The organism is Roseobacter sp. (assembly GCF_045106495.1).
In the GTDB taxonomy this organism is placed as follows: Bacteria; Pseudomonadota; Alphaproteobacteria; order Rhodobacterales; family Rhodobacteraceae; genus Roseobacter.
Window position 1 is genome coordinate 1 of record NZ_JBGCEQ010000013.1, and the last position, 11947, is coordinate 11947.

An 11947-nucleotide genomic window follows, 5' to 3' on the forward strand; every position below is an offset into this window, starting at 1 on the left:
GGATACAGCCCTTTCGGGTGACAACCGGGTTTTTCATTCTTATCGATACTGTGCGGCTGATCTGGGTCACGCAAGCGGTACTGGTCGTCCTCGGGCATGTCTGGTCTGTGCTGTTGGCGCATCGTGTTGCGATCACGCTGTTTGGAGACCATCGTCGCGCAGCCATTGCTACCTTGCCTCTGTCGGTTTTCATGATTGGCTACACTTTCCTGGGTTTGTGGCTTTTGGCGGCACCAAAGGGGGCGTGAGTACTGGCCAGCAGGCCCTTTCCAGAATTCTCTGGACAAATTGCATGTATGCAAACAACATTTGCCCACAATGATCGGTGGCCATAAGGCCCCACCAACAGGGAGAGTTGGAATGACCAAGACGTTTAAGACAAGCCGCAGGACGCTATTGAAAGGCGCAGGGGCCGGAGGGCTTCTGGCTGCATCACCATTATTGGGCCGTTTTGCCAGCGCACAATCGGCTGCCCCGATCAAGATCGGGTTTCAACAGCACTCAACCGGAATCGGCGCCGCTTATGGCCGCTGGTATGGTCGGACAACAGATGCAGCGCTGAAAGTGATCAATGATGCGGGCGGTATCAATGGGCGCCCGGTTGAGATTATCTCAGAGGACGACGGGACTGACCCAAAACGCGGCGCAGAGGTTGTCGAAAAGTTTGCAAACCAGCACGAATGTGACGTCGCGTTTGGCACTTTATTCAGCCATGTCGTGATTGGGTCCGCACCCGCAGCGGGCGAACAAAAGCTCCCTTACTTCGTGGTGTCGGAAGGGCATCATGTCGCTTCCGGTGGTCTGAACCGTTACACGTTGCAGCCCGGCATCACGGACGTAAAAAGCCAGGTGCAGGCGATGGCACCCTATGTCGCCGAAAATCTTGGCAAGAAGGTCACAATGATCTTCCCCGATTTCGCCTTTGGTCATGATCACCGCGATTTCTTTACGGCAGCGATTGAGGCGCAGGGTGGCGAGGTTCTGGAACATATCGCCGTCCCACCGTCAGAAACCTCCTTTACCAAGTATTTCCCGAAGATCCCGCGCGACACCGAGGTACTGTATCACGTCATGGTCGGTCCTGCTGTTCTGACATTTGTGAAAGAACTTGGCGAATTCTTTGGCCCGTCCAGCCCGGCAATCTTTGGTTTCATCGACTCCCTTGAGGCGGTTGATCTTGCATCACCCGGCCTTGAATTCCTCGAAGGCACGTACTTCTGGGAGGGCAATCCACGCTACGCGCAGGCCGATCAGACAGACTATGACAAAAATTTCCGGGCCGCCGTTGGCGTCGATGAAAACGGGGCGTCGGTGTCGGATCCAAGCGATGTCTCGACATACGCGCATATGTTTGGCTGTTGGGAGACGCTACATGTCATAAAGGCGGGTATGGAATCTGCGGACTATCAGGGTCTAGCTGACCGCCAGAAACTGATCGAAGCGGTTGAGGCCATGACAGACATGCCGGAGAGCGATGCACATCCGCAGGGGCCGAAAATCTTCAATGGCAAGACACACCAGGTCTTCGGAGTGCAGTATATCTCAAAGGTCGAAAGCGGGCGTCTGGTCAAGGTGCACACCACAACTATCGAAGACACGCTGTATCCCGATGAAGTAGACTACACGACCCAATCGTTCTGAAATCGTAAAAGTGGGGCCGGGGCTCAGACCCCGGCTCGTTGAGTGCAGGCTGAATGGATTTCGGACCCCACCTAATTCTTGCAATCCTTGAAGGTGCTGTCGGCGCGTCTGTGCTGGCGTTGACCGCACTTGGTCTGTCGCTGGTGTTTGGGGTTATGCGTGTCGTGAATGTCGCGCACGGGGAATTCTTCATGCTGGGTGCCGTGATCGCGTGGTTTGTCGCCACATCCATCGCAGGCCATCCCGCCATCGGTTTCCTCGCCGCGCTTGTCATCGCACCTTTGATTGCAGGGGCAGTGGCCATGCTGGTGGACCGTCTGATCCTCAGAAATGTCGCATATGACCCGGAGGCGACAATCGTGGGCACAATAGGTGTTCTGTACATTCTACAACAGTCCACCTTGATGATTTACGGACCGGAAGCGCGCCCGGTTGAGCCGCCCTTCAGCCATCGCATCGCACTGCCTTGGCTGGAATGGGGTGAAAATGGGCTGGCGTTCTACTTCCCTTGGGGGCTGAGCATTACCAGCTACAAACTTTTCGTGATTGCCGCGGCCGTTGTCATTCTGATGGTCTTCTGGCTGGTCATCTCGCGGACGCGGCTGGGGCTGATCATGAGGGCCACACAGATGGACCGGGAAACAGCTCTTGCATTTGGCATTCCAGTACAGCGGGTTTATTCCATTGTCTTTGGCTTCGGGGCTGCATTGGCTGCCTTGGCCGCTGTGCTGATCGTTCCGATCCAGCAGGCCCATTACCTGATGGGGCATGATCCTCTGCTTCTTAGCTTTATCGTGGTGATTATCGGCGGGCTGGGATCCGTGCGTGGCACGATCGTCGCTGCTTTGCTGATTGGCATGTCGGATGGGATCATCTCTGTCTTTCTTAGTCCGACACTGTCCAAAATCATCGCGACGCTGCTTGTGGCGATCGTGCTCGTTTTCCGCCCGCAGGGACTCTATGGAAAGAAAATGGCATGAATCTGGATGCCCGATCCGCTGCTCTGCATCTTGGCCTGATCGCGGTTCTGGTGGCGTTGGGGTTTGTACTGCCGACCTATCATCAGGGGAACTTGGCACGCATTTTGGTGCTCGCCACCTATGCGGTCGGGTACAACGTGTTGTTCGGGTATACGGGGCTGCTCAGCCTTGGACATGCAATGTTTTTTGCAGCGGGCATGTATGGGTGCGGACTGGCGATGCACTTGGGTGGCATATCTGTTATTCCTGCCCTAGTCGTCGGCCTGATCAGCGCGGTGGTTTTATCTGCAATCGTAGCATTGCTCGCGCTCCGCACGATTGGGGTCGCCTTCATGATCGTAACCCTGATGTTTGCTCAATCGGTATATCTGACGGTGCTTTATCTTGGTGAATGGACCGGCGGGGATGAAGGCTTCGTCATCGCACAGGCCAGTCGCCAGATCGCCGGCTACGCTCTGACCGAACCACTGACGCGCTATTTCGCGGCGCTGATTCTGTTTTCGGTCTCGTTGCTGATTACCGCTCGGATGATGCAAATGTCCTTTGGCCGTGTCTTGATCGGGGTGCGCGAGAACGAGGAACGCACACGCATGCTGGGTTACGACGTCTTCCGGCACAAATTGGGCGCCGTCATCATCTCAGGCACGATTTGCGGGGCTGCTGGGGCAGGCTACGCCGTGTTGTTCGGCTATGTGGGCGCGACCTTCGCCTCGGTGCAATATTCGATCTTTCCGTTGCTTTGGGTGCTTCTGGGGGGCATGGGCACAACGATTGGCCCGCTGATTGGTGTCGCCTTCATGTTCTATCTGATCGATTACGCGAGCGGGCTTACCAACGCCTATATGCTGATTGCTGGGGCAGCGCTTGTGCTGTTGACCCTGTTCGCCCGGGCCGGGATCGTGGGTGAAATCCGCAACCGCTGGGTCCCATGGCTACCATGACGTTGTTGGAGACCAAAGGGCTGACGCGGATCTACGGTGGCCTTCGAGCAGTCGACGATGTTGATTATACCCTCGCCAAGGGCGAGATTCACGCGTTGATCGGGCCGAACGGTGCAGGCAAAAGTACCTTTGTCGGTATGGTGTCAGGTCGCGTCCCCGCAAGCGAGGGCGAGGTTTGGTTCGACGGTGAAAATGTCACACACCTGCCCGCCCATGCCCGCATTCAGCGTGGCATGGCCTATACATTTCAAATCACGGCGATCTATGCGCGCCTGAATCTATTCGACAATCTGGCCCTCGCCCTTGGTCGGCGGGCGAAAGGCGATGTGCTTGCCGCGCTCGACCGGGTTGGGTTGGCTGACCGCGCTGATCAGATTGCGGGCGATATGGCCTATGGGCATCAGCGCCTGCTGGAAATCGCCATGGGCGTGGCGCAGAACCCACGCCTGCTGATCCTGGATGAACCCACGCAGGGCCTCGCCGAAAGTGAGATTGAGGGGTTCAATACACTGATCAAGACATTGGCAGGCGACACGACCATCTTGCTGATTGAACACAACATGCGCGTCGTTATGGCTTTGGCCGATGAAATCACGGTGTTGGAAACAGGCAGGATCCTGGCCCGTGGCACACCCGCCGAAATACACGCCAACACCGACGTGCAAAACGCCTATCTGGGGACCGGATGACCTTGCGACTTGATGCCATAAGCACTGGCTACGGTCAGGTTCAGGTCTTGTTTGATCTGTCACTTGAGGCGCGGGCTGGCGAAGTGCTGTGTCTGTTGGGCCGCAATGGGGCGGGAAAGACAACGACGCTCAAGGCAATCATGGGTCTGCTGCCGCTACAGTCCGGCACCATCAGTCTGGATGGAAAGAGTATCAGCAACTTGCCCCCACATGCGGTTCCAAAGCAGGGCATTGCCTATGTGCCCCAAGGCAGACGCCTGTTTGCCGAGTTGACGGTAGCCGAAAACATTGAGATTGGACTTATGACGCGGGGAAAATCCCGCCAGACCCGCGATCGTGTTTTGACGATGTTTCCCCGTTTGCGCGAACGTCTCAACCAAAGAGCCGAAACCCTTTCAGGCGGCGAGCAGCAGATGCTGGCCACAGCCCGGGCTCTTTGTCTCGAGCCATCGGTGCTACTTCTTGATGAACCTACCGAGGGGTTGCAGCCATCCATGATCACACTGATTACTGATACCGTTCGAACCATGCGTGACGAAGGCAAAGCGGTCATTCTGGTCGAACAACGGATCGAGGCAGTGTTGTCACTCTCTGACCGCGTGGCATTTATCGAAAACGGACATGGGCGCGAGGTGGTCGAGACAAAAGTGCTGCGGGATGATCCCAGTCTGTTGCAGAAATATGTCGGGATCTGAGCGCTAGATCAGTTTGGCCAAAAGCGCTTCGAAAACCGCAACTTCTTCCTCAGTCAGGCGTTCAACCGTCTCGGTCCGGGCGGCAAGTGCCTGGTCCAGGGCCACATCAAAGGCAGTGCGGCCTTCAGCAGTCAGATCAACCAGGCGCAGCCGCTGGTCGCTTTGATCCGCCGAGGATTGCACCAGCCCTTTGGCCCGCAATCTTTCGACAACACCTTTGATCGTCGCGGAATCCATTGCCGTCAGTCGCCCCAGCTTGTTCTGTGACAGCGCCCCACATTCGCGCAACCGCGCCAACACCGCGAATTGCGTTGGGGTCAGTCCCTGCACGTGTTTGGCAAAAATCGCCACATGCCGTTGATTGGCCCGTCTCAGGTTGTATCCAACCTGGTCTGACAATTGGTAGGCGTCTGATTTTGTCATTTCATTCGACATAGCCCAAGCATTGACAGTTTGCGCCCGCTCCCGCAACATCTGCTTGTATACGAACAAATCTGCACGGCCATGACGGACAGACACCTGTATCAACGCCCGGAACGACTGGAAGATGCGCTCGCCATTCTGGCGTCGGGCAACTGGCAGGTCGTGGCTGGCTGTACGGACGTTTTTCCCGCTACGCAACGCAAGCTACTCGATGGCCCGACGCTGGACATCACAGGCATTGCCTCATTGCGCGGGATCGATCGCACAGATGATGGGTTTCGGGTTGGTGCGACAACCACTTGGACCGATATCATCAAGGCTGATTTACCCGTTGCCTTTGACGGGCTGAAACTGGCGGCTTGCGAGGTCGGCGCCATGCAGATCCAGAACCGTGGGACCTTGGCGGGCAATCTGTGTAATGCCTCTCCCGCCGCCGATGGTGTGCCGCCCTTGCTGACACTTGATGCGGAGGTCGAGATCCGTCGCACCGATGCTACCCGGCGTATGCCACTAGCCGCGTTTATCACCGGGCCGCGCGAGACTGCTTTGCACGCGGGAGAGCTTGTAACTGCCATTCGTATTCCCAAGGCATCCCTGCAGGGGCATGGGCATTTTCGGAAACTGGGGGCACGGAAGTATCTGGTGATCTCGGTCGCCATGACCGCAGCAAGGATCACGCTACAGGACGGGGTGATCACGCAGGCCGCCTTGGCCATCGGGTCATGCGGTCCGGTTGCCACGCGCCTCCCAAAGGTAGAGGCACAGTTGATCGGTCAGGTCTATGACCCGGACGTGATCACTGACCTGATTGTCGAAAGCGCAATCAACCCGATCGATGACATCCGTGCAGATGCTTTCTATCGCAACGTGAGCGCTGCAGAATTACTGCGTCGCACTGTGGAGACTCTGGTATGAAGGATATCGCTCAAGAGATCTCGTTCTTCATCAATGGTGGTATTCACAACGTGCAGACCCATCCAGGCCGTCGGTTGTCCGAGGTTTTGCGCGATGACCTGAACCTGAAAAGCGTCAAAATCGGTTGCGACGCGGGCGATTGCGGGGCCTGTACGGTGTTGATTGACGGGGCGCAGCATTGCGCCTGCCTGACCCCAGCTATTCAAGCCCATGGTCAGAAGATCGAAACCGTGGAAACAGCAGAACCCGTTCTGGCAAAGCGGTTGCAGGATGCGTTTCTGAACCATGGTGCCGCACAATGTGGGATCTGCACACCCGGCATCATGATGGCAGCGATGGAATTGTTGCGTGCCGAGCCGGAACCGACCGAGGCGCAGGTACAGGCCACGTTGGGGGGCGTGCTGTGCCGTTGTACCGGCTATCGCAAGATCATTGCCGCAGTTATGGCTGCCAATCAAACCCCCTCAGATTCGCGACGGCCAGGCGCAGGACACGCCGTGGGCCAGTCTATCCCACGCCTTGACGGACGGCCAAAAGTGGACGGGTCAGAGGTTTTCGGGGCTGATTTTATTCCGCAGGGCTCCTTGCTGATCCGGGCGGTGCGCTCACCGCATTACCACGCAGACTTCATACTTGGCGATGTCGCGGCCTGGGCAGGTCTGCATCCCGGCATTCATGCTGTCGTCACCGCCGAAGACATCAAAGGCGAAAATGCGTATGGCGTCATTCCGCCGCTGGCGGATCAACCGGCGTTGGCAGAGAGCCGCGTGCGGTATCTTGGCGAACCGGTTGCATTAATCGTCGGTGAACCGGAAGACGTCGAAGCGTTGAACCTCTCCGATTTTCCGGTGTCCTGGACAATCAAGCCGCACAGCTTGACGGCGGATGAAGGTGGCGCAGAGGGGGTGAGTTTGCTACATGACCACCGCCCCGAAAACACCCTGATCAGAGGTAAGGTGACCTGCGGCGTGCCGGATGCAGCTTTGACCGACGCTGCGCATATCGTGTCAGGCCGCTTTGAAACTGCATATGTCGAACATGCCTATATAGAGCCAGAAGCTGGTGCAGCCTGGATGGATGGCGATGTCTTGACGATTCAAGCCTGCACCCAGGCGCCTGTCATGGATCAGGAGGAAACCGCCAAAGTGCTTGGCCTGCCAAAAGATAAGGTACGGATCATCCCATCGGCCGCCGGAGGTGGGTTTGGGTCCAAGCTGGACTTGACATTGCAGCCATTGCTGGGGCTTGGCGTTATGAAAACTGGGCGACCTTGCCATATGGTGTTCAGCCGCACCGAATCCATGCAAGCCAGCACCAAACGCCATCCCGGCACGATGCATGCCCGTATCGGAGCAAACGCAGATGGCAGGGTGACAAGCATGGTGTTTCACGGCGATTTCAACACTGGAGCCTATGCCAGTTGGGGTCCAACTGTAGCGACCCGCGTGCCGGTCCATGCCTCTGGCCCCTACTTGACGCCCAACTACCGTGCGACCAGCCGGGCGATCCATACAAATGGGCCGACCGCTGGTGCGTTTCGCGGATTTGGCGTGCCGCAGGCTGCGATCACACAAGAAATGCTTTATGATGAACTTGCTCAGAAATGCGGGTTAGACCGCCTAGCTTTCCGACGGTTGAATGCCCTGGAAGATGGCGACAAAACGCCGTTTGGTCAGGTCCTGCAAGCCGTTGGCCTGCGCGAATGCCTGGACGCTCTTGCCCCACACTGGGTACGTGCGGGGGTGGATGCGGCGGATTTCAATGCACGTCATGCTGATCGAAAGCGCGGGATTGGCATTGCGTCCTGCTGGTATGGTTGCGGGAACACTGCCCTGCCCAACCCTTCCACCATTCGTCTGGGCATCACGCCCGCAGGGCATTTGAAACTGCACCAAGGCGCAACCGATGTTGGCCAAGGGTCCAACACAGTTATTGCGCAGATTGCGGCCGACGCCTTGGGTATTGGGATTGATGTGGTCGAATTGGTTGGCCCTGATACGGCGCTGACGCCCGACTGTGGAAAGACCTCTGCTTCGCGCCAGACATTTATCACCGGTCGCGCAGCAGAGGCGGCAGGTCATACACTGCGCAAAACAATTCTGCGCCTGACCAACCTGAGCGATCTGACCAATATGACGCTTGGTAATGGGGCACTGACCGTCCATCAAGGATCAGAGCGGCGAGATATTGATCTGGCGGATTTGGTTATCGATTCAAACGGCTATGTGCTCTGCGCCGAAGAAACATATGACCCGCCCACCACCGAATTGGATGAAAACGGCCAAGGCACGCCTTATGCTGTCTATGGCTACGGTGCTCAGATCGCTGAGGTTGAGGTAGATTTAAAACTGGGCACCACCCGTGTGCTGCACATGACAGCGGCACACGATGTGGGCCGAGCCATCAACCCCGCGTTGGCTGAGGGCCAGATCGAAGGGGGTATTGCCCAAGGTTTGGGATTGGCCTTGATGGAGGAGTATATTCCGGGAAAGACGGAAGATCTGCACAATTATCTGATCCCGACCATTGGAGACATGCCTACGGTCACGTCTATCCTGATCGAAAAACCTGACCCTGAGGGGCCAATGGGCGCCAAGGGGCTGGGGGAACATGTGTTGATCCCCACGGCCCCCGCGATCCTGAACGCGATCCGTGACGCTTGCGGTGCCAAGGTGACAAGGCTGCCCGCTTTGCCGCATCGGGTGCTTGCCGCGATGCGAGCCGCCGAATGACCCGCCCCGAAAAGATCCGCTGCGATGCATGCCCGGTCATGTGCTACATTGCTGAAGGCAAGGTCGGCGCCTGTGACCGTTATGCCAACGAAGGTGGCAAGATCATTCGCTGCGATCCGCTAACAATTCTGGATCGGCGCATGGCCAAAGGGGATGAAATCAAACCGTTCCTCGCGGCCGACTGGGACGGCCAGACCGCAACCGGTGATGATGTTGTTGTCTCGGCCATTGGGGCAGGCACGACCTACCCCGACTATAAACCAGCCCCATTTATCGTCAGCCGGGAGATCGCGGGCATTGACTGCGTGACCGTGGTTACCGAAGCGATTTTTTCCTATTGCGGGGTCAAGGTGAAGATCGACACTGACCGGCATTTGGGCGACGAAGCCAGCCTTGTGCGCGCAAATGGAGAAGTGATCGGCCACGTGATGACCTCTGAATATGGGTCGCAAATGTTTTCGCTGGGGGGTGTGGACCACCTGACAGGCGGCAGCAAGGCAGAAGGGCGCGCAACCTGCGACGCACTTTTGAGATTGTGCAATAAACAAGCGGTTGAGCTGTCTATCGATGGTGGATCAACCGTAATCGTGCAAGCTGGACAGCCTCCCATTGTCGATGGGGCAACCGAAATCAGGATGCGGGTGGGCTGTGGCTCTGCCACGATCGGGATGTTTGCCTCGCAGTGGCAAGGGCTGGTGGATGAGGTCGTGGTAGTGGATGACCATATCACGGGTGTCGTTTCAGAACATCAGGCAGGCAAAGTGATTGACTGGCCGGCCACCGGCATACGGATCCTGGGTCGCCGGTCGACGCCAGGTCGCTATTTCAAGGTGGCGGGGCCGGGCCAAGGCTGGGGAGGCACGGATATTGATGATCCGCTGACAATTCTTGGGCCCTGGCGATCAGAGAAAGGGGCACGATCAGGTCTGAGACTATTGATGGTCTCAACCACCGGCGAACATGCGGCCTATTATGTGCTGAACGATGCGCTTGAGCCCCAAGAGCAATCGATGCCGGACCACTTGCAGCCCTCAGTCGATCTGATTGCGCAGAATTGTGAAGCGGCACTGTGTACTGTGTTGTTCATGGGCGGTGCGGGCGGGTCGTTACGCTCCGGCGTGACAGAAAACCCGATCAAGCTGACTGAATCGGTCAAAGCCGCGCACACCACTGTCACGATAGGCGGCGCGCCTGTTTACCGTTGGCCCGGGGGCGGTATTACCGTCATGGTAGACGTAATGGATGTGCCAGATGGGGCTTTTGGCTACGTGCCCACCCCCGCGCTGGTTGCGCCGCTGGAGTTTACCGTGGAACGGACGGAATACCGTCAGTTCGGCGGGCATGATGCGCAGATCAGAGATCTGGATGATGTGCTGGAAACCGGCGGCGAGTTTGGTGCTGATGCATGTGTGATCGGGGCGGCGGAATGAATATGGGACCGCAAGCTACTTTGCTATCCGGTGATAGGTTGCACCTTCATCACGGGCCGATCGACCTGATCATCGGTGTCGAGGGGACAGCCAGGCAAAGTTGCTATCAAACCGCCACCGAACGGTTCCAGACCGTGCTGACTGGATTGGTGGGCGAACTGCCGAATTTGCGGCGGCCAAAGTCCCAAGCTGACTATATCAACCCCATTGCAAAACGGATGGCGCGGGCGGTGCGACCCTATACCGATGTCTTCGTCACCCCAATGGCCGCAGTAGCCGGGGCCGTCGCGGATGAGCTGCTGGCCGCAATGCTACAACACCACTGGCCTTGCAAGGCTTACGTGAACAATGGCGGAGACATTGCCTTGCACTTGTCAGGACAAGCTGAGTTCACCGTCCTCGGCCCCGCCGGCGAGATTAAGATCAATGCCGACGTCCCAGTACGCGGCATTGCCACATCGGGTTGGCGCGGACGCAGCCATTCACGCGGCATAGCTGACGCGGTGACGGTACTGGCACCCAGCGCCGCCGCAGCCGATGTGGCCGCGACGCTAATTGCCAACGCAGTGGACTTGCCAGGACATCTCAGCGTGACACGTCGGCGAGCCTTAGAACTCAGCCCCGACAGTGATTTGGGCGACCTTCTAGTGACGACGGATGTTGCTGACCTGTCCAAAGCGGATATTCAACGGGCACTGAAAGCCGGATGTGCCTTTGCTGAATCGTTGATACGGGATGGTCTGATCACTGAAGTCGTCCTATCGCTGCAAGGGCAGACAGAAACAATGACCGCCATCCCCGCGATAGGAGCCTGCGCCCATGCCTGAATTTATCATCCGCAAGACGCAATTGATCATCGAAGAGGTGCATCATGACGGCGGGCCAAAGTCGGAAAAACCGCGGATGCTGGGTGCGATCCTGGCCTGTGTCAGCAACCCTTTTGCGGGGCGATACGAGGGAGAACTGCAGCCTGCTATGGACGACCTTAAACCACTAGGCGCAGAGATGAGCGAACGATTGATTGCTGCCCTTGGTGGCAAGGACAAGGTCGATGGCTACGGCAAGGGGGCCATTGTCGGCGAAGCGGGTGAGTTGGAACATGCCGCTCTGTGGCATGTACCGGGCGGGTACGCGATGCGCGGACAACTCAACGATTCCAACGCCATCGTGCCGTCTTGCATGAAACGGGGTGGGATTGGCAGCAAACTCGACATTCCACTGGGCCACATCAATGCCGCCTATGTTCGCAGCCATTTCGACGGGATCGAGGTTGGTTTGCCTGATGGACCAAGGTCAGACGAAATCGTCTTCGCGCTTGCCATGTCTTGCGGCGGTCGGGTGCATAGCCGCATGGGCGGACTGGAGGTTTGGGACGTGAAAGGCGAAGACGGGTTGCGGTAGCTTTTGAAACAGCCGCTGAAGTTCGGACCAAGCCCGATATACGTCGCTTGGTTCAATAAAACCGCGTCAATATTTGAACGGCCCTATGGGTGGCGGCGCC

The 11947-nt window shown here is 57.5% G+C and carries 11 protein-coding genes and 1 pseudogene; 11 read left to right on the forward strand and 1 reads right to left on the reverse strand.

The window, feature by feature from the left end; genetic code table 11:
- From AB8B75_RS10740 to AB8B75_RS10765, 6 genes and pseudogenes are all read left to right on the forward strand, one after another.
- A pseudogene (locus tag AB8B75_RS10740) lies at positions 1–248 on the forward strand (hypothetical protein); the annotation flags it as partial.
- A 112-nt stretch (positions 249–360) separates the two neighbouring features.
- Positions 361–1641 carry an ABC transporter substrate-binding protein gene (locus AB8B75_RS10745; RefSeq protein ID WP_405362116.1) on the forward strand — a complete coding sequence of 427 codons (1281 nt, stop codon included), beginning with the start codon at positions 361–363 and terminating at the stop codon, positions 1639–1641.
- A gap of 53 nt (positions 1642–1694) precedes the next feature.
- Complete coding sequence (locus tag AB8B75_RS10750) at positions 1695–2621, forward strand: branched-chain amino acid ABC transporter permease (protein ID WP_405362118.1); 927 nt, start codon at positions 1695–1697, stop codon at positions 2619–2621.
- Complete coding sequence (locus tag AB8B75_RS10755) at positions 2618–3562, forward strand: branched-chain amino acid ABC transporter permease (protein WP_405362119.1); 945 nt, start codon at positions 2618–2620, stop codon at positions 3560–3562. Before AB8B75_RS10750 ends, AB8B75_RS10755 begins: the two co-directional genes overlap by 4 nt.
- Positions 3559–4251 carry an ABC transporter ATP-binding protein gene (locus tag AB8B75_RS10760; RefSeq protein ID WP_405362229.1) on the forward strand — a complete coding sequence of 231 codons (693 nt, stop codon included), beginning with the start codon at positions 3559–3561 and terminating at the stop codon, positions 4249–4251. Before AB8B75_RS10755 ends, AB8B75_RS10760 begins: the two co-directional genes overlap by 4 nt.
- Positions 4248–4946: an ABC transporter ATP-binding protein gene (locus tag AB8B75_RS10765; protein WP_405362121.1), complete on the forward strand. Its 699-nt coding sequence runs from the start codon at positions 4248–4250 to the stop codon at positions 4944–4946. Before AB8B75_RS10760 ends, AB8B75_RS10765 begins: the two co-directional genes overlap by 4 nt.
- A 3-nt stretch (positions 4947–4949) precedes the next feature.
- On the opposite strand, the gene AB8B75_RS10770 is transcribed toward AB8B75_RS10765, so the two are convergent.
- Positions 4950–5369: a MarR family winged helix-turn-helix transcriptional regulator gene (locus AB8B75_RS10770; RefSeq protein ID WP_405362122.1), complete on the reverse strand. Its 420-nt coding sequence runs from the start codon at positions 5367–5369 to the stop codon at positions 4950–4952.
- A gap of 81 nt (positions 5370–5450) precedes the next feature.
- Here AB8B75_RS10770 and AB8B75_RS10775 point away from each other — a divergent pair, with 81 nt between their 5' ends.
- Genes AB8B75_RS10775 through AB8B75_RS10795 form a run of 5 tightly spaced genes read left to right on the forward strand, consistent with a single transcriptional unit; the run spans position 5451 to position 11847 of the window.
- Complete coding sequence (locus tag AB8B75_RS10775; RefSeq protein ID WP_405362124.1) at positions 5451–6284, forward strand: FAD binding domain-containing protein; 834 nt, start codon at positions 5451–5453, stop codon at positions 6282–6284.
- Positions 6281–9016 (forward strand): molybdopterin-dependent oxidoreductase, encoded by a 2736-nt coding sequence (locus tag AB8B75_RS10780; RefSeq protein WP_405362126.1) that lies wholly within the window; start codon positions 6281–6283, stop codon positions 9014–9016. Before AB8B75_RS10775 ends, AB8B75_RS10780 begins: the two co-directional genes overlap by 4 nt.
- Positions 9013–10446, forward strand: coding sequence for a 6-hydroxynicotinate reductase (locus AB8B75_RS10785; RefSeq protein ID WP_405362128.1), 1434 nt, complete (start codon positions 9013–9015; stop codon positions 10444–10446). Before AB8B75_RS10780 ends, AB8B75_RS10785 begins: the two co-directional genes overlap by 4 nt.
- On the forward strand, positions 10443–11273 hold the full coding sequence (locus AB8B75_RS10790) for a UPF0280 family protein (RefSeq protein ID WP_405362130.1): 831 nt from the start codon (positions 10443–10445) through the stop codon (positions 11271–11273). Before AB8B75_RS10785 ends, AB8B75_RS10790 begins: the two co-directional genes overlap by 4 nt.
- Complete coding sequence (locus tag AB8B75_RS10795) at positions 11266–11847, forward strand: amino acid synthesis family protein (protein WP_405362132.1); 582 nt, start codon at positions 11266–11268, stop codon at positions 11845–11847. The genes AB8B75_RS10790 and AB8B75_RS10795 overlap by 8 nt, the downstream gene beginning before the upstream one ends.
- Positions 11848–11947 lie beyond the last annotated feature (100 nt).